Consider the following 22,064-nt stretch of genomic DNA (forward strand, 5'->3'; position numbering starts at 1 on the left):
TGTCCTCTAAACAATTGATTTAAAGAAGGAACCAGCCGCTTGTGGCCGTCAGTCGATTGCCTGCATACTGCTCGCAACACCTCGTTTTTGGGGTCGAATTAGAGTTAGGCCATATGCTGCACAAGATCATCTTGTTTTGGCTTGCAGTCTACGTTGGCTTATTGGCGTTACGGTTTTATTCAACCAGCTCGTTAGCTCGAGCAGCTTTCACGTGGATCGGCCCTGCCCCGAAGTTGAACGAACGTTGGTCATCGTTTCAACTCAGATGGGCTGCCTATTCCTTTGGCTGGCTTTGTCAAATCGCGACGGCTGTGTGCGTAATTGCCTACGTACCCAATTTTTGGCCAACGACCAAAGACACAACTTGGTTCCTGGTCAGTCTATTTGCGCTTGGTATTGGTGGCCTCATAGCGGCGTCGGCCTCCGTGGCCTTTCTATTTAAGTGGCTCAAATCCCGTTATATTGGCCCCAACCCGCAATTTAGATTGCCTACCTCTCGCGAACGAGCGTCAGCTAAATAATAATTTTTAAATAATCATATCGGCGCCTAACAGATCGTCCAAGCGGACGCCTGCGGCGCCGCTTAACTCAGGCGTTAGCGCACAAGGACGGCCCTTATGGATACTGATGAAGAAAAAGCTTTGGCAGACATATTCGAATACGGTTGTCATGTGCTGCATGTTCTTGCCGAGGGCAACCTTCCGCCTTTCACCTACACAGTCGGCGTAGAGCGCACATCTTCCGCCCCAGAAATTGTCGTCATCGGCCTCAAACAGCCCATCGCCCATTCTGTGGTTAACGAATACAACCGGCGTGTTCGGTTGGGCGAGCGATTTAGCCCGGGGCAGTTCGCTTCCGGCTTTGTCGGAGGCTTCGATTGCCAGTTTCGTGAGGTACATCGTTCGCACTATCACGAGTATTTCGGCTGGGACATTTGGTTGTATGGAGGCACAGAATTTCGCGTACTCCAACTCGTCTATCCCACGACCGACGGAATCTGGCCCTGGGATCAAGAGGCAAGTAAGTGGTTTGCGGCTTGGCAGCCTCTTCTAGACATTGAGGCCGCTGCAGTTGCCCGCTAACTACTCATTCAAGCGGACGGGCATAGTGCCCGCCACTTAACTCAGGCGTTAGCCGTCCATGACAGATCATCCCAGCTGCCTTTCCCGTCAAGATCAATTTCCCCATAAGGCCGAAGTCTTAGCCGCAATAAACAATGGTGCTCATGTTCGTCGCGATTCGCGCTCGGCCATCTCCAGCTCATTGGTCGGCACGTATCAAATCCGCCTAAGAATTGCCAAAGATTTAATCTCGTCAGAGCCGCTTACTCAGCATCACAGAAGCGTGGCGCAAGATATGGAGTTCTTGGTCAATCAACTCAACCAATATCCGGACGCACCCATCCGGGTTTGGTACATTCATGGCGAAAGTGGCGACCGTTATATGCTTATGGAAAACGAGCAAACAGAAATGGTCATGGGTTGTTTGGTGGGGCGAGTCTAACTATTCATCCAAGCGGACGCCTCCGGCGCCGCTTAACTCAGGCGTTAGGCCCAATTTTCGCGGAGCATCCCCTATGCCAGAAGTACTGTTCGGTCCGCCGCTGCACATTGACTTGGAAACCAAGAAAGTCACAAAGCTTCCAGGCGTAATGATTGACGCCTCTAACGTTGGTGAGTTATTCGAAGCGTATGAAAAAGCAACAGGCTCCTATCTCGTTCCACACGAACCGCCGAAGTATTTTCGGTACTACAAGAGCCGCGAATCGTCGGACTGGATATTGGTCGACGTTCATATACATCGGAGCGATTTAGACATCTGCATCAAGCAAGAGCTCGATTTTCCGCTCATGCCTGACGATAAAATCGTCATCGGCGCTCTCGCTTGCTGAGGCTCACCGCTGGTAACGGGCTATTCGCGCCTAACAATTCATCCAAGCGGACGCGCTATCCGCGCGCCGCTTAACTCAGGCGTTAGGCACCAAAAACATGATTCACACAATCTGGAATTGGATACAGTTCAACTTTTGGCTTGGCCTGGCCTGCCTTGTTGCGGGCTTTGTCGTAGCGCTTCCTCTTTTGCTAACCAAGTCTTCTCGAAAAAGCTTCTTTCGCTCGTCCTACGACATAGAAACGTTGGGCGCAATTGCGTTGCTCATTGCGATTGTTGTCATCAGCTTGTACAACCATCTTGACCCTAGTGGCGCCTAACAGTTCATCCAAGCGGACGCCTCTGGCGCTGCTTAACTCAGACGTTGGATGGACCTTGCGTGAGCGCCATTGGCAATACCGTCTTCCAAGTGTTGGTCACAAGAAAGATATATCAGTTGTCATAGAGGGCTACATCCAGAGTCTGACGACAAGCGAGCCAGAGAGCTAGGTGAGGGGTTCTGTATGAGCATTGACGAACAAATCAAAGAATATATCGCTACTCAGCCTGAGCCAAAACGCAGCGATATGAAGGAATTGCACCGCATCATTCTGAATGTAATGCCGAAGTGCAGATTGTGGTTCCTGGATGGCAAAGACGATTCAGGTAAAACCGTTTCTAACCCTAATATAGGGTACGGAACTCAGATGATTAAGAATGCCAGCGGAAATGCCAGAGAGTTCTACCAGATTGGCATCAGTGCAAACACAACCGGAATTTCCGTCTACATCCTTGGAATCGAAGACAGGAAATACTTAGCGCAGGCATATGGAAAAGACATCGGTAAGGCAAAAGTAACTGGGTATTGCATTAAATTCAAAGCGCTGAGCGATATAAGGATAGGGGCACTTAAAGCAGCAATACAATATGGCATTGATCAGACAACCATCTAGCATGGCTGCGGAATAGAGTCGCCGCACAAGTGAGTCGACTGAGCTCACTCAGACTCAGATATATCTATGACAATGTAGAGTGGCTTCGGGGTCACTGCACGCACGGATAGATGTAACTGGAGAAATCGAGATCCACCTACTATTCATTCAAGCGGACGCGCCTACCGCGCGCCACCTTACTCAGGCGTTAAGCATCATCAACAGGGAGATTCAATAAATGTCACCTCGGATGTGGTTCACACTAGTACTGCGCTATCTTGGCGCTTCCGAAGTTTTTAATGGCCTAAATAGCTTCGTCACCGCGTACAACGTTCATACAGGCAATTTCTCTGGTGCAGCTACTGCTATGGCGTTTGTAAATCATGGAGTCGCTAGCACCGCTGTTGGTCTTGTTGTCCTTCTCGCTGCCGCACACATTTCAGCGCTCTTAGTGTCTGCACTACCTTCAAAGCAAAAAGAACCTAGTAATGTGGAACCATCGAATGTCTAATATCTTCTCCAAGCGGACGCGCGTATCACGCGCCGCTTTACTCAAGCGATCACATTAAACAGCAAGGAAGCGTCGCATGAATAAACCTCATATTACCTTACGCAAAATTATCGTTGGTGCTGGCAGCGGCTTAGCTGGTGTAATTGTCGGCGGCGCGCTCGTAAGGTTCGCGGCTCCTAAGTTTAACGGCTCTGCGCCTTGGCTACTTCCTGCAATTGTTATCGGCACTCTTACCGTTTTGGTAATGGCTGCTTTAATCGTGCCTACCATCCTTAGCGAACGTCGCCGCGCAAAGCACAAGGATGCGGCATTGCGCTAACATTTCGTCTAATTGAGCGCGCTAACCGCGCGCCACTTAACTTAGGCGTTAGGTGGCAAAGGAAGTTTCGATATGACCACTCCATTTTCTGGTGGGTGCACATGTGGGGCAATTCGTTACGTGTGCTCACGCACGCCCGTCGCGATGCTCAATTGCCACTGCCTGGATTGTCAGCGTTCCAGCGGTGCCCCATTCGCCTCGGGCTTCATCGTCGCGGACTCGGGCATAGAGATCACTGGTACACCTAAAACGTACTCGGTTCAGGCAGCCAGTGGTGGTGTCGCGACTCGCAGCTTCTGTCCTGAATGTGGATCGCCATTGTTCACGCGGGGCGATGTGAACCCAGGATTCATGTCCGTTCGCTTTCCTACGCTGGATGACGCTTCGAAGTTTCAGCCGATGCTGGACATTTGGACAGCGAGTGCCCAGCCGTGGGCTTGCCTTAATCAGGCAATTCCACACTATCCTCAGTTACCCTAATTCAGCTATTTGCATCCGCTGCCGGACTATTCGTTCAAAGCGGATGGCTCTGTCGCCGTTTAACTCCAGTGTTAAGGTCTAAATGCGTCGGCTCATTTTCTTACTGTTACTGACATTCTTTGGTGCGGCTTTTTGCCAGGGGGCTGCGAAGGTGTTGCCTTTTTCTCGGCAGCAGAATACGGATGACGCAAGGTGGGTCTGGTTCGTCTTTGGAAAGGTGGGCATTTCATATGACTACATATCGGCGAACGATTTCCCGAAATCGCATAATTTCCGTGAAGTGAAAGTCCCTCAATCCGGTGACGTAGCTTGGTGGCCTGGCTTAGTTGCAATTGTCGATGCCAAGGCTGGACACGTACTCACATACGATACCCAAGGGAGTCAAAGCGCACCGCAGGTACTCGAGTCTCGAATGGGTAGCCCGCGTTACTATCGTTACAATTCGCCCTGACAATTCATCCAAGCAGACGCCTCCGGCGCCACTTAACTCAGGTACTAGGCGCATCAAAGGAACCAAATGATTGCTTTGTTTCTAGTGGCTACTCTTTTTGCAACGTTGCTGATTCTCCCTGGCTGGATTTGGCTCGGTCGTACGCGTCCGCAAACTTTTTGGTTATTGGCATTGCCTTTCTGTGGCGTGACTCTTTGGGTGGCGCTCAACGCCCTTGGCGTTGGAGCGCAAAGTCTGGCAAACCTCTCCGAGTTATTTTGGGTCGCAGTCTCGGCAGTCGTTGTTTCGTACTTGAAGCTCTTTGTGCTCGATCGTTCTCCAGCACTACGTGGCAAAGGCACAGCAATTGCTTTTTTATTTGTCGGCTTAGTAGCGACTGGCCTTCGTTTGTTTATGCCGGCTCTACCGGAATAACAGACATAGGGCCTAGCCCATCATCCAAGCGGACGCCTCTGGTGCCGCTTGGCTCAGGTGTTGGATCACATCCCACTGTCAGGTCACTATGTCAAATCAAAGCGTTCCCACTCTTTACGAATGGCTAGGTGGCATGGATGCACTTACCCGCCTGACTACGCGGTTCTACGAACACGTCAAGATGGATTCGTTGTTAGCGTCTGTCTTTGCGCATATGGGCGCAGATCATCCGAATCACGTCGCCGCTTTTCTAGCGGAGGTCTTTGGCGGTCCAGACACGTACTCCACTCAGCATGGCGGCCATCCACACATGATTCGGCAGCATCTCAATCGTCACCTGGGTCAAGACCAGAGGCGACGTTGGGTGGTTCTGCTGCTCGAGACCGCGGACGAGCTTGGCATGCCGGATGATCCCGAGTTTCGTTCTGCGTTGGTCGGTTATTTAGAGTGGGGTTCTCGCTTGGCGGTTATCAATTCGCAATCAGGTGCTGAGGCGGATGAGGATGCTCCCATGCCAAAATGGGGTTGGGGTGAGGTCAAAGGGCCGTATACGGGTTAATCACGCCGATGTGATCTAACAGTTCATTCAAGAGGGCGGGCTTTCGCCGCCGCTTAACCTCAGCGTCAGGTGCCGTACACGCATGCGTCTTTGGTCATTACATCCCAAATATCTGGATGCTCAGGGCCTCGTCGCACTGTGGCGGGAGGGTTTGTTGGCTCGGGCAGTTCTTCGCGGGGAGACGCGCGGGTACAAGCACCATCCGCAGCTCGACCGCTTCCATGCACACGCGCAGCCGCGTCTGGCGATCAACGCCTATCTTGCCGAGGTCCACGCGGAGGCAGAGGCGCGCGGATACTCGTTTGATCGCGCGAAGATAGGGCCGGTCAGAGTTGTTGAGCCTATCGTCGTGACTACTGGCCAAATGCATCACGAGTGGCAGCATTTGCTTGCCAAGCTGGCTTTGCGTAGCCCTGCTCTGTTTGAGCAATGGAAACGACTTGAGCGACCGATGTGCCATCCACTACTTCGCCAACGCGCAGGTCCGGTAGCATCATGGGAGCGGTTGTAAGTGGTACCTGGCAATTCATTCGAGGCGGATGCCTAGGGCGCCGCTCAATCAGACATTCATGACCGCAGGGATCCGCATGTCCTCCGTCCACGAGCACTACGACTCTCACCTCGCGCCGATTTATCTATGGATGGTAGGCGGCTTCGATAACGCTGTCGCACTGGGAAAGTCGGACCTGGACGCTCTAGGCATTAAGCCGGACACCCACAAGGTTGCACTGGACCTGGGCGCCGGATTCGGCATGCACGCTATACCGCTGGCGCGAGAAGGTTGTTCGGTGACGGCCATCGACAATTCCTCCTTGCTGCTGGACGAACTTCGGGCTCGTGGCGCCGGTCTCCCCATTCACGCGATGGAAGGGGATCTCTTGAACGCTAGCCGTTACGTCAGTGAGGCGCCGCAGCTTGTACTTTGTATGGGAGACACACTGACCCATATTCAGAGTAAGGGAGAGGTGGAAGGTCTTTTTAGCGAAGTCTCCCGCCTACTCGCTCCGAAAGGTTTGTTTGCCATGACGTTTCGTGACTACACCTCTCCAGCCGCCGGGGACAGGCGGTTCATTCCCGTCCGTAGCGACGACAGCCGGATACATACCTGCTTTTTGGAAGAGGAGCCAACCCATATGGTGGTTCATGACATTGTGCATGAGCGAACAGGGGATGCCTGGCTTATGAAAGTAAGCGCATATCGGAAGTTGCGCCTATCGCCGGATTGGGTGTCGAGTGCGCTGCGTGAGGTTGGGCTGAGTCCAACGATTAGCGCAGGCCCGCGAGGGATGGTGCAGATCGTAGCTCGCGCCGCCTGACTCCTGTCATGAGCCCATTACGCATCAACAATCAGGCGCATACTGTTTTCCGTCATTGAAAAAGTAGCGGGTATCGGCTGGCCGGAGGGCGTGCATGTGGCAACGATCGATCACATCATCGTCAAGGTCAACGATCTGGAAGCGAGTGTGGCTTTCTACACGCAGATCATGGGATTCAAGCTGGAGGGCAAGGACGGTCCATTCACCCTCATCCAGGTCGGCCGCGATTTTCAACTGCTGCTACATCCGCATCAGACCGATGGATTTGAGCACTATGCCTTTGCGATGACGCGCGCCGAATTTGATGACGTGTTGGGGCGGATCAAGGCAGCCGGCATTTCGCACGGACCGAGCTTCAATACCGTTGGATCGAACACGGGCATCGGCCATGAAAGGGGTGCGCAAGGGATGGCGCCGACGCTCTATTTCAGCGATCCGAATAACCATCTGTTGGAAATCAGGACTTACGAAGCTTAACGTTTGTCTTGGAGGCAAACATGTCGGCTTTATTGACGTTTACGTGCTCGTGCTGCGGCAAGACGCACGAAGGGTCACCGAGTTTTAGCTGCAAATCCCCTCACTATTACGATCAGCTTAGTGATGAGGACAAAACACGTATCGCGATTTTGCAAGACGACATGTGTGTCATCGGCATCGACGAGAACAGTGATTTCTTCGTGCGCACTATTCTGGAGGTGCCTATCCACGGCGTCGCTGAGCCCTTCATGTGGGGCGTATGGGTGTCATTGAGCCAGGCCAACTTCAAGCGTTACATGTCGACCTGGGATAATCATGACGAGACCGACAACTACTTTGGCTGGTTCAGCAACCGGCTTCCGCACTATCCGGACACGCTAAGCTTGAAGACCAGTGTCCGTCCTCGTAACGGAGGCCTCCGTCCGCTTCTGGTGCTGGAGGAATCGGATCACCCTTTAGCCGTGCACTTTCATCAAGGGATCAGCGTTGGCGAAGCGCAGCAGATCGCAGAGCGCGTCATGCATCCTGAATAACACGGCATCGCCGTGCGCATCAGTCGCTGTGGTCGGCGATGTAGATCAGCAAACCATCACGCTCGCGAAACTCGCTGCGCCCTGGCATGGCGATGCGTTGTCCGGCGCGCACGCCATTAAGCAGGTCGATAGCGAACGTGCCTTCGAAAAAGATTTGCAGATAGGCGGTACCGGCCGCCTCGCTATAGCCGGTAATCGTTTGACGCCGCGCTGAAAACAGACCTCGCGAGCTTTCAGCGAGGTGACGCAGCTCGTCGATGCCGAGGGTACGAACGCTGAGCGTGCCGGCCGTGTAGTTTTCGAAGATCACTTCACGGTGGACGGCGGTCAGCATGGCATCGACGTCCAGGCGGTTGTAGGCGTCGATGTAGCGGTCGATAAGCGTACGCATGGCATTGAGGCGAATAAAAAAGGGCTATCAGCTTAACGCACCCCGATCCCTGAGGTATCTCCGCTTTTTTCGCTGTTCAAAAAAGGGGCACTTTGCTGTGGAAAGCCTCAGCGCTTGACGTTGTCGGTCTGCTCGATAAAGCGCGCGACATTGTCGTGCAACAGTTTCAGCGAAGGTTCGTTGGCGTAGACCATGTGACCTGACGGATACCATGCGTAGCTGATGTTGTTCATCAGTGCCGATGGGACCGGCATATGGTGCATTTCGTAATCGGCGGCATAGAACGGGGTGGCCAGGTCGTAATAGCCACCGTTGAGCAGGATCTTCAGATTCGGATTGGTTTTCATGGCCGTGGCCAGATCCGGCATTACATTCACCGCCCCATCGTGGCCGTTGTGTTTGAAACCCCATTCGGTTTGGTCGGTGGCGAAGTCGCGATAGGTCTGATCCTGGCCGAACTTCAGATCCTTGCGCACGTAATCATTGAACGCTGCGATATAGGCAGAGCTGATGGACGAGGACTGTGGATCGTATTCGGATTCCTTGCTTAGCGGATCGAGCGAGGGGCCGGAGAAACGGCTATCCAGGCGGCCGGTGGTGTCGTCGGCGTCACCCAGCAATTCGTGCTCGAACATGCCACCACTAACGCGCAGATTGGCCTTGAGCAAATAGGCCACCGGCAAGCCGGTGTATTGATGCAATTTTTCAGCGATGGCCTGCTTGCGCGTGTCGTCCAGGCGCGAGCCAGCCATCATCGCTTGTGCATAGTCGCCCAACGCGAACTGTTCCACTTCCTGCAGGAAAGGTTCGAGTTCGGCGGGCTGTTGCGGCAGCTTGTGATGGTAATACGCGGTGGCAGCGAAGGTCGGCAGCGCCAGCTCGTAGGGCAGGTCGACGCCGGGATTCTGGTCGGGCCCGTCGATGCTGGTGTCGAAGTTGAGGATCTGCGAAAGCAGGATCACACCATTGAGGTCGACGCTGTTCTCGTTTTCCAGGTCGTTCGCCAGTACCGCCGAACGGGTGGTGCCATAGCTTTCGCCGAACAGGTACTTAGGCGAATTCCAGCGGCCGTAACGGGTCAGGAACTGGGTGACGAACTGCGCGAAGGCATGGCCGTCGCCGTCAACGCTATAAATGTCCTTGCGGCGATCCTTCATCTGATCTTCGCGTTTTGAAGCATCTGGGTCGTTGGCGATCAAGCGGCCAAAGCCCGTGCCGGGCGCGTCGATAAATACGAGATCCGAAGCATCAAGCAGGCTGTAGTCGTTGTTGATCAACTGATACGGCGCTGCGGGCGTATGGGTGTCGTCCTTGGTAACCACCCGGCGCGGGCCGAATGCGCCCATGTGCAGCCATACGCTGGCCGAGCCCGGGCCGCCGTTGTAGATAAACGTCACTGGACGCTTGGAGGCATCTTCGCCTTTCTTGAAATAGGCGACGTAGAACATGCTGACAGTCGGTTCGTTTTCCTTCTCGTTCTTGCCGTGCAGCACGATGGTCCCGGCCATCGCCTTGTACGCAATGCGCTTGCCTTCGACCGACACCGATCCTTCGCTTTCCGCAGACTGGGGATGCAGCAACACCGATTCTGGCTTTGTGTCTTCCGGTGATGCCTTGTCTTTCTTGTCGGCGGCCGTGGCGCTGCCGAGCAGCAACGCGGAAAGTGCGATAACGAGCGGAAGCTTACGCATGGACTAACATTCCCCGGTAACAGGCACAAAAGCCGAACACTGAGCTTAGGCAGGCCAGGGGAGGGTTTCGCACCCCAGAAGTCACAGATCCTAGGGCGACATGCATGATTTCCGTCGTCCCGGCGCAGGTCGGGACGACGATGGCGTGATCAGGCCATCACACCTTTCAGCAATACCGCTTCGCGCGCCAATTGCTCGATACCGGTCCAATCCCCGCTCTTGAGCTTGTCGCTCGGCGTAAGCCAGGACCCACCCACGCAAAGCACGTTGGGCAGGGCGAGGAAATCCGGCGCGCTGGTGAGCGAGATGCCGCCCGTAGGACAGAAACGCAGCTGTGGCAACGGACTGGCCCAGGCGCCTAGCAGTTTGGCGCCGCCGGCCGGCACGGCCGGGAAGAATTTGAGATGACGATAACCGCGCTCCAGCAAGGTCATGGCCTCGCCGGCGGTGGCTACGCCGGGGAGCAACGGCAGGGCGCTGTTATCGGCGGCATCGAGCAAGCCCGGCGATACGCCGGGCGATACAGCGAAGCGCGCGCCGGCCTGCTCCGCGGCATGCAGATCTCTGGCGCTGAGCACGGTGCCGACACCCACCACCGCGCCTTCCACTTCAGCGGCAATCGCGCGAATCGCATCGAGTGCAGCAGGTGTGCGCAAGGTCACTTCGATCGCAGGGATGCCACCGGCCACCAGGGCACGCGCCATCGGCACGGCGTACCTGGCGTCATCGATGATCACCACCGGAATCACCGGTGCCAGGCGCATGGTGGTTTCGACGTGTTGTTGCTTGGTTTCGATGTTCATGATGTAAGCCTGAAAGAGGTGCCATCTCCTCTCCCCCTGGGGGAGAGGGGGTAAAAATCACAACACGCCGGCACCGAGATCGGCCGCCGTGGCATTGCGGCGGAACATGCCGAACAATTCGCGTCCCATGCCGCGCTGATGCTTCGACAGGTCCTCAATGGCAGGCGTGCGTGAGGCAAATTCGCTCGCGTCTGCCAGCACTTCGAGTTTTCCGTGCACAGCATCGAGGCGAATGATGTCGCCATCGCGGATTTTCGCGATCGGGCCACCATCATCGGCTTCCGGCGTCACATGGATCGCCGCGGGTACACGGCCACTGGCGCCGGACATGCGGCCGTCAGTCAACAGCGCGATGCGATGGCCGCGATCCTGCAATACCGACAGCGTTGGCGTGAGCTTGTGCAGCTCCGGCATGCCGATCGCACGCGGTCCCTGGAAGCGCACCACCGCAATGAAATCGCGATTCAGTTCGCCGCGATCGAAAGCACGCTTGATCTCGTCCTGATCATGGAACACCACGGCAGGTGCCTCGATCACCAGACGGTCTTCCGGCACCGAGGAAACTTTGATCACCGCACGGCCAAGATTGCCGTGCAGCATGCGCAGGCCGCCGTCAGGACGGAACGGCTCATCCACCCCGCGTAGCACACCGCGATTGCCGCTTTGCTTGAGCACCGGCGTCCAGATGAGTTCGCCCGATTCGTCCAGCGTCGGCACCTTGGCGTAGTCCGCCATCGTGCCGCCGGTGATGGCGCGTGCATCGCCGTGCAGCAGGCCGGCACTGAGCAATTGATCGATCAGGAAGCCCATGCCGCCGGCTTCGTGGAACTGGTTTACATCGGCATAGCCATTCGGATACACGCGCGCCAGCAGCGGCACGACCGACGACAATGCATCGAAATCCTCCCAGCGCAGCGCAATGCCTGCAGCCTGCGCGATGGCGACCAGATGCAGCAGGTGATTGGTGGAACCGCCCGTGGCATGCAGGCCGATCACGCCGTTGACGATCGCCCGTTCATCGATGATCTGACCGATCGGCAGGTTCTCGCCATGCTTGCCCAGTGCAGCGCTGCGTCGTACGGCCTCAGCGGTGAGCGCATCGCGCAGCGGCGTATCCGGCAAGACGAAACTCGCGCCCGGCAGATGCAGACCCATGATCTCCATCAGCATCTGGTTGGAGTTCGCCGTGCCGTAGAACGTGCAGGTGCCGGGGGAGTGGTAGGAACCCGCTTCCGCTTCCAGCAGTTCCGCGCGGCTGGCCTTGCCTTCGGCATAGGCCTGACGCACTTTCGATTTCTGTTCGTTGCTGATGCCGCTGGGCATCGGGCCGCTCGGCACGAACACGCCAGACAGATGGCCAAAACTGAGTGCACCGATCAGCAGACCTGGCACGATCTTGTCGCAGATACCCAAGTAGAGCGCGCCATCGAACATATCGTGCGAGAGCGCTATCGCGGTGGCCATGGCGATCAGATCGCGCGAGAACAGCGACAATTCCATGCCGGAACGGCCTTGCGTCACGCCATCGCACATCGCCGGCACACCACCGGCCACCTGTGCGGTGAAACCTGCGTCGCGTGCGATCTGGCGGATAAGGGCCGGATAGCGCTCATACGGTTGATGCGCCGAGAGCATGTCGTTGTACGCGGTGACGATGCCGATATTCGGCGTATGGCCTTCGCGGAGTGCAGCCTTGTCATTCACGCCGCACGCGGCAAAGCCGTGGGCGAGGTTGCCGCATGACAGGCGCGCGCGATGCGTGCCTTCGCAGGCCTCGCCTTGGATGTGATCGAGATAGGCCGCACGCGTGTCGCGGCTGCGTTCGCGCAAGCGCTCGGTGACTTCGGCGACGACGGGGTGCAGACTCATTTCAGACTCCAGCCGAGCGGGCTCGGCGTTGATGCAGTTTCGATAAGGCTTGATCTTGCCCTGTCGTCATTGACCAGCTTCGCTGTTGTAAAGCGCTTCCGCGAAAGCGGGAATGATGGCCACCCTGTATTCAGTTCAAATAACTCTGCTAGCTTCACGGGCACCAATAGATATCCAACTGCCGTGCATGGCGCAGCACGCTTGCAATGGGCAGCTGGCTGTCAGGCTGCTCTGCCTGATCCAGCACCACGCGCTTGTCGTCGCCCTGGATGTGCAGATAAAGCGTCTGCGCCTTCAGCAATTCGCGCAGCGTGAACGTGATGCGCGGCTCGCCGGCACCCGGTGCGCGCATCGGCAGGACCAGCGCCGTATTGGAAAGATCCAGCGCTTCGCCGAGCCGGTCGCCGCCAGGGAAGAACGAGGCGGTGTGGCCATCCGGCCCCATGCCTAGCACCACGACGTCGAACGGCTGCGTCATCGAACCGACGCGTGCACGCACCTCGGCAATGCCCGCTTCCGGCGTAGCTGCTTCCACATACAGCGGCATGAATTCGGCATCCGCCGCTTTGTGTTGCAACAGCAGGGATTCCACCAGACGCGCATTGGAACGCTCATCCGTGTCCGGCACCCAGCGTTCGTCGACCAGCGTGACGGTGACGCGCGACCAGTCCAGCGCTTCGTTGGAAAGCGCTTCGAACAGCCGCTTGGGTGTACTGCCGCCGGAGACCGCGATCACCGCTTCGCCGCGGGTTTCGATCGCGGTACGCAGCTTGTCGGCAATATCCGCAGACAAGGCCATGGCCAGCGACTGACCCTCATCGAAAGCGTGGAGTTGTTGCTCGGCGGACACTATTCGTAATCCTCGTCCCAGGTGCGCCCATCACGTTCAATCAAGGCGACCGCTGCACTCGGCCCCCAGGTGCCGGCCGTGTACGGACGCGGCGGCTCGTTGCCACCCGCCCATGCCGCCAGGATCGGATCGGCCCAACGCCATGCGGCCTCGACTTCATCCCGGCGCATGAACAGCGTGGGATTGCCGCGCACGACATCGAGCAACAGGCGCTCGTACGCATCAGGCTGTTGCACGCCGAAAGCTTCGACGAAGCTCATATCCAGCGGCACGTGGCGCAAACGCAAGCCGCCCGGCCCCGGATGCTTGATGGTGAGCCACAGCTTCACGCCTTCATCCGGCTGCAATCGCAATACCAGTCGATTCTGCGCCAACGGACCTGCAGCGGCCGTGAAAATGGAATGCGGCACCGGTTTGAAGGCCACCACGATTTCCGACACACGCTCGGCGAGACGCTTGCCGGTACGCAGATAGAACGGCACGCCAGCCCAGCGCCAGTTGCCGATTTCGGCTTTCAGGGCGACGAACGTTTCGGTGTTTGATTTCTCGACCTTGGTTTTGCTGTCCGCATTCAGGTCTTCGATATAACCGGGCACGCTCTGGCCTTCCGCGACGCCAGCACGATATTGGCCACGCACGGTGAATTGCGACGCGTTGCTTTCGTCGATCGGCTTGAGCGCATGCAGCACTTTCAGCTTTTCATCGCGTACCGCATCCGGCGACAGCGAAGCGGGCGGCTCCATCGCCACCATGCACAGCAGCTGCAGCATGTGGTTCTGCACCATGTCGCGCAGTGCGCCGGCATGGTCGTAATACGGACCGCGGCGGCCGACGCCGAGGGTCTCGGCCACGGTGATCTGCACGTGATCGATATGGCCAGCGTTCCACAGCGGCTCGAACAGCGCGTTGCCGAAACGTAGCGCCAGCAGGTTCTGCACCGTTTCCTTGCCGAGGTAGTGATCGATGCGGAAGGTCTGCGATTCAGCAAATACCGCGCCGACGTCATCGTTGATGCGATTGGCGCTGGCCAGGTCGTGGCCGATCGGCTTTTCCAGCACCACGCGCGACTGGCCCTGGTTGAGGCCGTAATGGCCAAGACGCTGGCAGATGTCGACGAACAGTTCCGGCGAGGTGGACAGATAGAACACGCGCACGTGATCGGGGTGTTCGCCCATCAGCTTGGCAAAATCGTCCCAGCCCTCGTCCTTGCGCGCGTCCAGCGGGCGGTAATGCACCAGCTTGAGGAAGGCGTTGAGCTTCGCCGGGTTGGATTGGGCGGCGCCATTGAGCGCGGAGCGGATCAGGTTGCGGTAGCCGTCGTCGTCGAGCGCTTCGCGGGCCACGCCGATGACACGGCTGCCTTCCTGGATCTGGCCGTCAACGAAGCGATGGAACAGGGCAGGGAGCAATTTGCGCACGGCCAGATCGCCAGTGCCGCCGAAAATCACCAGGTCGAACAGCTCGACCGGTTGAGCAGGTGCAGTCACAACTCACCTCTATGAATGCTGGTGGCCACGGGGGTGCAGCCGCCGGGGAGTTTCGATCGTACCAATGACATACCAGGCAATACCAGTCTTTTGTGCGTTGCAATCGTATGCAATTTTTTCCTAAGCCAGCTGGCGTCTGGCTGAACCTCTGGTTGTACCAGTGGTTCGGCATTGGTATTGTGCGGGAATGATGCAAAACGCCTTGGCTGACGAATACCGGCGCCTGAGCCGCGAAACGACCACCCACCAGCCGCTGGCCTACCTGCGGCTGCGCCGGGCTATTCGCAACGTGATCCAGCAGCGGGATATCGAGCCGGGCCAGACCCTGCCCAGCGAACGGGACCTGTCACAGGCCCTGGGGCTGTCCCGGGTGACCGTACGCAAGGCCATTTCCGGCCTGGTCGAGGAAGGTCTGCTGACCCAGCGTCACGGTGCCGGCACCTTCGTGGCCGAGCGCATCATCAAGCCGATGTCGCGCCTGACCAGCTTTACCGAGGACCTGCGTGCCCGTGGCCTGCATCCGCGCTCGGAGTTCTTCGAGCGCAGCGTGGGCGAAGTGACCCCAGAAGAATCGATGGCGCTCAACCTGTCACCCGGCGTGCTGGTCGCCCGCCTGCATCGCGTGCGCTACGCCGAGGACGAGCCGCTGGCGATCGAACGCACCGTGGTGCCAGCCAGCATATTGCCCGATCCGCACGAAGTGCATGACTCGCTGTACGAAGCGCTGGAGAAATACGACTGCCGCCCGGTACGCGCTTTGCAGCGGCTGCGTGCCGTTCTGCTCGGTGCACGGCAGGCCCGCTTGCTGCATGTGACGGCAGGCAGCGCGGGTTTGCATATCGAACGCCGGGGATTTCTCGACGATGGGCGCGTGGTGGAGTTCACGACCTCGTGGTATCGCGGGGATATCTACGATTTCGTGGCGGAACTGCAGACGGATTAGGCGCCTCGACGATCTACATTTCTCGTCATCCCGGCGAAGGCCAGGATCCAGTTCAATTACGTCGTGCGAAGCACTCAGAACCTTTTGTATCGAGTGCTTCGCACAGCGTGTTCATACTGGATCCCGGCCTTCGCCGGGATGACGGTGAGGCGAGAACCGGCGACCTAGAAAGAACGTAAATCTTGGGCGAAAACCGAGCCGAATTGCCCCCACCCACCCCCACCGGCTACAGTTCGCCCGTTTCGGGTGTCCCCTGGGCCTCAGGTCCGAGGGGATGAAACGGGAAGCCGGTGCGCTGTTCACTCAGCAAGGCCGGCACTGCCCCCGCAACGGTAAGCGAGCCTTTCGCGAACGATAAAGCGCCACTGTGCATGGCATGGGAAGGCATCGTTCGATGGCGTGCACAACTGCATGCCACTCGCGAGTCCGGAGACCGGCCCGAGACAGAGCCTATCTACGGCCTCTGCATGGCCCGCGCTGGGATCTGTTTGCACGCAGAACAAGGAAGAACGAGGGCGTGTATGTCGATACACAACCGAGTGATGACGCCGTTATGTGGGCAAACAGATCCAGCCCGGAGGGTTGTCGTTGAATAGCTGCCAGGCGGCAGCGCACGGCTTGACCTGACAGTGAGTCAGGCGCTGCGCCGAGCACTGCCGCCTGGCAGCTATTCAACGACAACGCGGGCTATGCAGAGACCGTAGAGAGGCTCTTAGGTTCTGGCAACTCGCGGTGGGCGAGGGTTCGGAGCGCGTGCCCCGCGACGGCTGTCGCCTGCCCGCCATTCCGTTCCCGACTCCCCAAGTTCGCCGGCTTATTTATTCACGCCGCGCGGGGACGTGCGGCAGGGGAACTTACATGTTGAAAAAGACTGCGCTAGCAGCCGCACTTCTGTCTGGTTTGGTCGCACAGGCCGGCCATGCCCAGACCGCCACGGACCCGAACAGCACGCTGTCGCCGGTGATCGTCACCGCGACGCGCACAGCGATCAGCGCCAATGACGCGCTGTCCTCGGTCACGGTGATCACGCGCGAGGATATCGATCGCCTGCAGCCGACCTCGGTCGCCGATCTGCTGACCGGCCTGCCCGGCGTTTCCATTTCGCAAACGGGCGGTATCGGCGAATCGACCTCGCTCTATCTGCGCGGCACCAATCCCACCCACGTGGTAGTACTGATCGATGGCGTGCGTATCGGCTCGGTGAGCCTGGGCCTGGCAGCCCTCGAACAGATTCCGGTCGACGCCATCGAGCGCATCGAGCTGGTGCGCGGCCCACGTTCCAGCCTGTACGGCTCCGATGCGATCGGCGGTGTGCTGCAGATTTTCCTGCGTCACGGCCAGCCCAATGGCGGCGTCTCGCCTTCTGTGAGCGTGAGCGGCGGCAGTCATGGCTACGTGAACGGCCAGGCCGGCGTGTCCGGCGGCGATTCGCACCTCTGGTACAACGCCAGCCTGGGCGGCACGTATACCGGCGGCATTCCGGCCTGCCGCATGGGAGCGGCGGAATTGGGCGTGGCGTGCGACGTGGATGATCCGCGCAACGACGCGTATCGCAACTGGAACGGCTTCGCCAACTTCGGTTATCGCTGGGATGATGGCACCGAGCTGTCTTTCGACTGGATGCGCAGCAAGAGCAACGTGGAGTACGCCGGCAGCCCCTACGGTGGCAACGATGCCATCGAGGAACAGTACGTCGCGGGCGCGCACCTGAGCTTCACACCTTTGGATATCTGGAAAGTCACCCTGACCGCCGGCCAAAGCCGCGATGACGATGCCACCTATTACGAAGGCACCTACTTCGGCGAGTACTACCCGCGCATGCCGACGGGCTACTTCGATTCCCGCCGCAACCAGGCGTCGTGGCAGAACGACATCACGCTGGCCAGCAACCAGCTGCTGACGGTCGGCGTGGATTACCAGCAGGAACATATCTACAGCGACACCGCGTTCCAAGAAACCACACGCGGCGACACTGGCACCTTTGCGCAGTACCAGGGCACGTTCGGGCAGAACGAAGTGCAGTTGTCGGTGCGCCACGATAACAATGATCAGTTCGGCGACCACAACACTGGCGCGGCGGCATGGGGTTATCACTTCGATCAGGGCCCGGTGCTGTCGGTGAGCTATGGCACGGCCTTCCATGCGCCGACCTTCGATGACCTGTACTTCCCCGCCTTCGGTGGCGTACCCACGGCCAACCCGGACCTGAAGCCGGAAACCTCGCGCAGCGCGGAAATCGGCCTGAACCAGCAGCTGAGCAACTGGAACTGGGGCGTGAATGCCTATCAGACACGCATCACCGATCTGATCGCGTTCAATACCGAGTTCATCCCGATGAACATCAGCCGGGCGGTGATCCGCGGCATCGAAGGCCAATTCGGCTTCAACGTGGATGACTGGCGCGTGCAAAGCTACCTGACGCTGATGCAGCCCAAGAACACCGAAAGCCCCTACAACGGCAATCTTCTGCCACGCCGCGCCAAAGAGACCGGCCGCGTGGATGTCGATCGCAGTTTCGGCAAGTTCGGCGTGGGCGCCACCTTCTTCGCCTCCGGCAAGCGCTACGACGACACCGCCAACCAATACCGCATGGGCGGATACGCCACCACGGATCTGCGCGTCAGCTACAACTTCGCACCGAGCTGGCAGGTGGAAGCGAAGCTGGCGAACGTGTTCGATCACAACTACGAGACGGCGTATTACTACAACCAGCTGGGCCGGACCTGGTATCTCACGCTGCGTTACAGCCCCTCCATCCATTGATGCCGAACGCTCCCTGGGAATGCCGGGCCCCGGCTCGGCCATCCCAGGGGCGGAAATATAGGAATGTTCGCGAAGGAAAGGGAGACATGACTCCCATGTCTTCCGGCACGGCCGGACTTCAGGCACATTCAATGGGATAGGATCCCGGGGCATAAGGTGCCTATGAATGCGTCTTCTCTTCCATGCGCCGCCTCCCGCGCGGTGTGTCTGCGCTCGTCTGACATGGCACGGGCAAGGCCGTGAACGTCTTCGAACCCATCATCCGCCGGCCGATCGGCACCTCGCTGCTGGCGATCGGACTGACGATTGCGGGCTTCTGCGCCTATCTGCTGCTGGGCGTGGCGGCCTTGCCGTCGCTGGATTTTCCCGGCGTGGTGGTGATCGCCCAATACCCGGGCGCCGATGCACAAACCATGGCCGCCACGGTGGTGGCGCCGCTGGAACGCCAGCTGGGCCGCATTCCTGGCATCCAGCAGATGACCTCCGACAGCAACGCCGGCGGTACGCAGATCCAGATCCTGTTTGATTTCGGCCGCAGTGCCGACAAGGCCGCGCGCGATGTGGAGGCCGCCATCAACGCGGCACAGGCGGACCTGCCGGCCAGCATCCAGCCGCCGCAATATTTCAAGTTCGACACGGCATCGATTCCGATCCTGCTGATTTCGCTGACCTCGACCGGTATGCCGCCGGACAAGCTCTACGACCTGACGGATACGCTGCTGATGCCGGCCGTCGCGCAGATTCCCGGCGTGGCGCAGGTGCAGGTGTTTGGCGGCACGCCGCATGCGGTGCGGGTGAATTTCAATCCTGCCGCACTCACCGCCAAGGGACTGACCGCCAACGACATCGCCAACACGCTGCGCGCGGCGAATGTCACCTCACCGCAGGGCATCATCACGGACGGCATCACCCAGATGACCGTCACCGCCAACGATGCGCTGCATACCCCGCAAGACTTCGCCAGGTTGGTAGTCGCCAATCAGAAGGGCGTGCCGGTGTACCTGTCGGATGTCGCCACCATTACCAGCGGCGAGCAGGACAAATACCAGGCCGCGTGGTTCAACGGCCAGCGCGCGGTGTCGATGCAGATCAGCAAGCGACCCGAAGCGAACTCGGTGGAGGTGGTGCAGGAAATCCGCAACCGGTTGCCAGCGCTGCGCAATCTGGTGCCTGCAGATGTGCAGATCACGCCGATCTTCGACCTGACAGTCTCCACCAAGTCCGCACTGCACGAAGTGGAATTGGCGCTGCTGCTCAGTATCTTGATGGTAGCCCTTGTGATGCTGGTGTTCCTGCGTCGCGTACGCCCCACGCTGATTGCCATGCTGAGCGTGCCCTTGTCGCTCGCCGGTGCGTTCGTGGTGATGTTTACGCTGGGCTTTACGCTGAACATTCTCTCGCTGGTGGCGCTGGTGCTGTGCATCGGCTTCGTGGTCGACGATGCCATCGTGGTGATCGAGAACATCGTGCGCCATATGGAACACGGCATGAATCCGCTGGAATCGGCGCTGCTGGGCGTGCGCGAGATCGGCTTCACCGTGATTTCAATCACCGTGTCGCTGATTGCCGTGTTCGCACCGATGGTGTTCGGCAACAACACGCTAGTGATGTTGATGCGCGAATTCTCGGTCACGCTGATCGCGACGATCGTCATTTCCGCACTGGTATCGCTCACGCTGACACCAGCCTTGTGCGGTCGCTATCTGTTGCCGGAGAATTCGAAAGAGCACAAGCCAGGCAGGCTCGAAGCCGCCGCGGAACGCTTCGACCGCAGCATCCTGCGCATCTACGAACGCGGTCTGGACTGGGCCATGCATCACCGGCGCATCATGCGCTGGCAGCCGCTGATCCTGTTGATCCTTACCGTGCTGTTGGCGGTGGTGGTCGCCAAGACCGCTGGCGGCGCGATCATGCCTAAAGAAGACACCGGCATGCTGATCGCCCAACTGGAAGCCGAAGCGAACATTTCACCCGCCTTGATGGCTCAACGTACGGAAGCCATTGCCGCCATCATGCAGGCCGACCCCGCCGTCACCGACGTGACGACCATCCTTGGCGGGAACAACAACAACGGTGCAGTCGGCAACGCCTCCACACTGTTCGTCGATCTCAAGCCACTCGGCAAGGGACCGGGCGAACGGCCCGATTCGCTGGAAAAAGTCATCGCCCGGCTGGACAAGAAGTACAAAAGCATCGCGGACATGAAAATCACCATGCGCGGTTTGCAGTTCCTTGGCGGCGGTAGCAACAAGGGCGGCGGCGAACTTGCCTTCGACTTGGGCAGCAATACCGGCACACCATTGCAGCCGTCGACGCTGAAACTGGCGCAGGTGATGCGCACGATGAAGCAGTTCAAGGACGTCCATACCAGTTACGACAGCATCGGCAAGCAACAACTTTTACGCGTGGACCGCAACGCCGCTTCGCGCTTGAACGTCGGCATGGGTCAGGTCGACCAGGCGCTGGCAGATGCGTTCGGGCAGACTCCGGTGTCGGTGATCTATTCGGATGTGAATCAATATCGCGTGGTGCTGACGGCTACCAATGCCGACACGCTCAGTCCGGATACGCTGCTCAACACCTATGTGCGCAACAGCCAGAACAAGATGGTGCCGCTTTCGGCGATGGCACATATCGAACCGTACATCGCGCCCGTGGAGATCGAGCATTTCAATCAGGTGGAATCAGCAACGATAAGCTACAACCTGACCGATGGCGTCACCCAGGCCGATGGCTTGAAATATATCGACCAGGCTATCGATGCCGCGCGGTTGCCCGATGGCATTACCCGGCGCTACACCGGCGATAACCAGAAACTCGTCGAAGCGCTGGAGAATGCGCTGATCGTGTTCGCGGCGGTGATCCTGGTGATGTACATCGTGCTGGGCATTCTCTATGAGAGCCTGATCCATCCGTTGACCATTCTGTCGACACTTCCTGCCGCTGGTGTCGGCGCGTTTCTCGCCATGCTGCTCACTCACACCCAGGTCACCACGATGTCGGTGATCGCGGTGTTGATGCTGATCGGCATCGTGAAGAAGAACGCCATCCTGATGGTGGATTTTGCGCTGGTCGCCGAACGTGAAGGTGGGCGCACGCCGCCCGAAGCAATCCGTGAAGCCGCGCTGGTGCGCTTCCGTCCGATCACCATGACCACCCTGGTGGCGATGGGTGCGGCACTGCCGCTGGCGATCGGTTTCGGCAGTGGCTCGGAAATGCGTCAGCCGCTGGGTATCGCGATACTTGGCGGCTTGTTCGTATCACAACTGCTGACCTTGCTCAGCACACCGGCGATTTATCTGTGGCAACACGATCGGCGCGAGCGCAAGGCGAAGCGGGCGGAAAAGCGGCGGTTGCGGAGGCTGGGTAAGCAGGCGACCGCCGCAAATTGATGTGACACTCGATT

21 protein-coding genes and 1 riboswitch are annotated in these 22,064 nt (G+C 58.4%); of the genes, 15 read left to right on the top strand and 6 right to left on the bottom strand.

Features of this window, described 5'->3' with window-relative positions:
• The first annotated feature begins 617 nt into the window (after positions 1–617).
• The 12 genes from ISN74_RS20090 (at position 618) to ISN74_RS20140 (ending at position 7,861) form a co-directional block, all read left to right on the top strand.
• On the top strand, positions 618–1,082 hold the full coding sequence (locus ISN74_RS20090) for a DUF4262 domain-containing protein (protein WP_188795783.1): 465 nt from the start codon (positions 618–620) through the stop codon (positions 1,080–1,082).
• A 58-nt stretch (positions 1,083–1,140) separates the two neighbouring features.
• Positions 1,141–1,503, top strand: coding sequence for a hypothetical protein (locus ISN74_RS20095; RefSeq protein ID WP_188795784.1), 363 nt, complete (start codon positions 1,141–1,143; stop codon positions 1,501–1,503).
• Positions 1,504–1,576: 73 nt separating this feature from the next.
• Entirely contained in the window at positions 1,577–1,891 is a 315-nt protein-coding gene (locus ISN74_RS20100; RefSeq protein ID WP_188795785.1) for a hypothetical protein, read from the top strand.
• 502 nt (positions 1,892–2,393) lie between these two features.
• Positions 2,394–2,822 (top strand): DUF1801 domain-containing protein, encoded by a 429-nt coding sequence (locus ISN74_RS20105; RefSeq protein ID WP_188795786.1) that lies wholly within the window; start codon positions 2,394–2,396, stop codon positions 2,820–2,822.
• Positions 2,823–3,388: 566 nt separating this feature from the next.
• A complete protein-coding gene (locus ISN74_RS20110) occupies positions 3,389–3,631 on the top strand; it encodes a hypothetical protein (RefSeq protein ID WP_188795787.1) in 243 nt (80 codons plus the stop codon).
• A gap of 72 nt (positions 3,632–3,703) precedes the next feature.
• Positions 3,704–4,111, top strand: coding sequence for a GFA family protein (locus ISN74_RS20115; RefSeq protein WP_188795788.1), 408 nt, complete (start codon positions 3,704–3,706; stop codon positions 4,109–4,111).
• Positions 4,112–4,628: 517 nt separating this feature from the next.
• Entirely contained in the window at positions 4,629–4,976 is a 348-nt protein-coding gene (locus ISN74_RS20120) for a hypothetical protein (protein WP_188795789.1), read from the top strand.
• Positions 4,977–5,064: 88 nt separating this feature from the next.
• Positions 5,065–5,535, top strand: a complete 471-nt coding sequence (locus ISN74_RS20125) for a group II truncated hemoglobin (protein ID WP_188795790.1) — start codon at positions 5,065–5,067, stop codon at positions 5,533–5,535.
• 82 nt (positions 5,536–5,617) lie between these two features.
• The gene (locus ISN74_RS21190) at positions 5,618–6,046 is read left to right on the top strand and encodes a pyrimidine dimer DNA glycosylase/endonuclease V (protein ID WP_229678890.1); all 429 of its coding nucleotides are present in this window, start codon (positions 5,618–5,620) and stop codon (positions 6,044–6,046) included.
• Positions 6,047–6,104: 58 nt separating this feature from the next.
• Positions 6,105–6,851 carry a class I SAM-dependent methyltransferase gene (locus ISN74_RS20130; RefSeq protein ID WP_203546664.1) on the top strand — a complete coding sequence of 249 codons (747 nt, stop codon included), beginning with the start codon at positions 6,105–6,107 and terminating at the stop codon, positions 6,849–6,851.
• Positions 6,852–6,947: 96 nt separating this feature from the next.
• The gene (locus ISN74_RS20135; RefSeq protein ID WP_188795791.1) at positions 6,948–7,328 is read left to right on the top strand and encodes a VOC family protein; all 381 of its coding nucleotides are present in this window, start codon (positions 6,948–6,950) and stop codon (positions 7,326–7,328) included.
• Between the two features lie 20 nt (positions 7,329–7,348).
• On the top strand, positions 7,349–7,861 hold the full coding sequence (locus ISN74_RS20140; RefSeq protein ID WP_188795793.1) for a DUF2199 domain-containing protein: 513 nt from the start codon (positions 7,349–7,351) through the stop codon (positions 7,859–7,861).
• A gap of 19 nt (positions 7,862–7,880) precedes the next feature.
• Here the strand turns inward: ISN74_RS20140 and ISN74_RS20145 are convergent, their stop codons facing one another.
• The 6 genes from ISN74_RS20145 to zwf all read right to left on the bottom strand — a co-directional run bounded on the left by ISN74_RS20145 (position 7,881) and on the right by zwf (position 14,952).
• Positions 7,881–8,252: a nuclear transport factor 2 family protein gene (locus ISN74_RS20145; RefSeq protein WP_188795795.1), complete on the bottom strand. Its 372-nt coding sequence runs from the start codon at positions 8,250–8,252 to the stop codon at positions 7,881–7,883.
• A 107-nt stretch (positions 8,253–8,359) separates the two neighbouring features.
• On the bottom strand, positions 8,360–9,943 hold the full coding sequence (locus ISN74_RS20150; RefSeq protein ID WP_188795804.1) for a S10 family peptidase: 1,584 nt from the start codon (positions 9,941–9,943) through the stop codon (positions 8,360–8,362).
• Between the two features lie 149 nt (positions 9,944–10,092).
• Positions 10,093–10,746, bottom strand: coding sequence for a bifunctional 4-hydroxy-2-oxoglutarate aldolase/2-dehydro-3-deoxy-phosphogluconate aldolase (eda, locus tag ISN74_RS20155; protein ID WP_188795806.1), 654 nt, complete (start codon positions 10,744–10,746; stop codon positions 10,093–10,095).
• A gap of 57 nt (positions 10,747–10,803) precedes the next feature.
• Complete coding sequence (gene edd / locus ISN74_RS20160; RefSeq protein ID WP_188795808.1) at positions 10,804–12,615, bottom strand: phosphogluconate dehydratase; 1,812 nt, start codon at positions 12,613–12,615, stop codon at positions 10,804–10,806.
• Positions 12,616–12,769: 154 nt separating this feature from the next.
• On the bottom strand, positions 12,770–13,465 hold the full coding sequence (pgl, locus tag ISN74_RS20165) for a 6-phosphogluconolactonase (protein ID WP_268235678.1): 696 nt from the start codon (positions 13,463–13,465) through the stop codon (positions 12,770–12,772).
• Entirely contained in the window at positions 13,465–14,952 is a 1,488-nt protein-coding gene (gene zwf, locus ISN74_RS20170) for a glucose-6-phosphate dehydrogenase (RefSeq protein WP_188795810.1), read from the bottom strand. The genes pgl and zwf overlap by 1 nt, the downstream gene beginning before the upstream one ends.
• A gap of 190 nt (positions 14,953–15,142) precedes the next feature.
• Here zwf and ISN74_RS20175 point away from each other — a divergent pair, with 190 nt between their 5' ends.
• The 3 genes from ISN74_RS20175 to ISN74_RS20185 all read left to right on the top strand — a co-directional run bounded on the left by ISN74_RS20175 (position 15,143) and on the right by ISN74_RS20185 (position 22,050).
• Complete coding sequence (locus ISN74_RS20175; RefSeq protein ID WP_188795811.1) at positions 15,143–15,895, top strand: GntR family transcriptional regulator; 753 nt, start codon at positions 15,143–15,145, stop codon at positions 15,893–15,895.
• 227 nt (positions 15,896–16,122) lie between these two features.
• A riboswitch (cobalamin riboswitch) is annotated at positions 16,123–16,351 on the top strand.
• A gap of 402 nt (positions 16,352–16,753) precedes the next feature.
• On the top strand, positions 16,754–18,658 hold the full coding sequence (locus ISN74_RS20180) for a TonB-dependent receptor domain-containing protein (RefSeq protein ID WP_229678892.1): 1,905 nt from the start codon (positions 16,754–16,756) through the stop codon (positions 18,656–18,658).
• 239 nt (positions 18,659–18,897) lie between these two features.
• Entirely contained in the window at positions 18,898–22,050 is a 3,153-nt protein-coding gene (locus ISN74_RS20185; protein ID WP_188795813.1) for an efflux RND transporter permease subunit, read from the top strand.
• The last annotated feature ends 14 nt before the right edge of the window (positions 22,051–22,064 follow it).

The organism is Dyella caseinilytica (genome assembly GCF_016865235.1).
GTDB classification, from domain to species: domain Bacteria; phylum Pseudomonadota; class Gammaproteobacteria; order Xanthomonadales; family Rhodanobacteraceae; genus Dyella_B; species Dyella_B caseinilytica.

What these genes read in the sequence shown, in the direction of transcription:
- ISN74_RS20105 (WP_188795786.1), top strand. Translation starts at nt 2,394, where the DNA reads ATGAGCATTGACGAACAAATCAAAGAATATATCGCTACTCAGCCTGAG.
- ISN74_RS21190 (WP_229678890.1), top strand. Translation starts at nt 5,618, where the DNA reads ATGCGTCTTTGGTCATTACATCCCAAATATCTGGATGCTCAGGGCCTC.
- ISN74_RS20145 (WP_188795795.1), bottom strand. Translation starts at nt 8,252, where the DNA reads ATGCGTACGCTTATCGACCGCTACATCGACGCCTACAACCGCCTGGAC.
- ISN74_RS20125 (WP_188795790.1), top strand. Translation starts at nt 5,065, where the DNA reads ATGTCAAATCAAAGCGTTCCCACTCTTTACGAATGGCTAGGTGGCATG.
- ISN74_RS20120 (WP_188795789.1), top strand. Translation starts at nt 4,629, where the DNA reads ATGATTGCTTTGTTTCTAGTGGCTACTCTTTTTGCAACGTTGCTGATT.
- ISN74_RS20095 (WP_188795784.1), top strand. Translation starts at nt 1,141, where the DNA reads ATGACAGATCATCCCAGCTGCCTTTCCCGTCAAGATCAATTTCCCCAT.
- ISN74_RS20140 (WP_188795793.1), top strand. Translation starts at nt 7,349, where the DNA reads ATGTCGGCTTTATTGACGTTTACGTGCTCGTGCTGCGGCAAGACGCAC.
- ISN74_RS20130 (WP_203546664.1), top strand. Translation starts at nt 6,105, where the DNA reads ATGACCGCAGGGATCCGCATGTCCTCCGTCCACGAGCACTACGACTCT.
- edd (WP_188795808.1), bottom strand. Translation starts at nt 12,615, where the DNA reads ATGAGTCTGCACCCCGTCGTCGCCGAAGTCACCGAGCGCTTGCGCGAA.
- ISN74_RS20090 (WP_188795783.1), top strand. Translation starts at nt 618, where the DNA reads ATGGATACTGATGAAGAAAAAGCTTTGGCAGACATATTCGAATACGGT.
- ISN74_RS20150 (WP_188795804.1), bottom strand. Translation starts at nt 9,943, where the DNA reads ATGCGTAAGCTTCCGCTCGTTATCGCACTTTCCGCGTTGCTGCTCGGC.
- eda (WP_188795806.1), bottom strand. Translation starts at nt 10,746, where the DNA reads ATGAACATCGAAACCAAGCAACAACACGTCGAAACCACCATGCGCCTG.
- ISN74_RS20115 (WP_188795788.1), top strand. Translation starts at nt 3,704, where the DNA reads ATGACCACTCCATTTTCTGGTGGGTGCACATGTGGGGCAATTCGTTAC.
- ISN74_RS20180 (WP_229678892.1), top strand. Translation starts at nt 16,754, where the DNA reads ATGTTGAAAAAGACTGCGCTAGCAGCCGCACTTCTGTCTGGTTTGGTC.
- ISN74_RS20110 (WP_188795787.1), top strand. Translation starts at nt 3,389, where the DNA reads ATGAATAAACCTCATATTACCTTACGCAAAATTATCGTTGGTGCTGGC.
- ISN74_RS20100 (WP_188795785.1), top strand. Translation starts at nt 1,577, where the DNA reads ATGCCAGAAGTACTGTTCGGTCCGCCGCTGCACATTGACTTGGAAACC.
- ISN74_RS20175 (WP_188795811.1), top strand. Translation starts at nt 15,143, where the DNA reads ATGCAAAACGCCTTGGCTGACGAATACCGGCGCCTGAGCCGCGAAACG.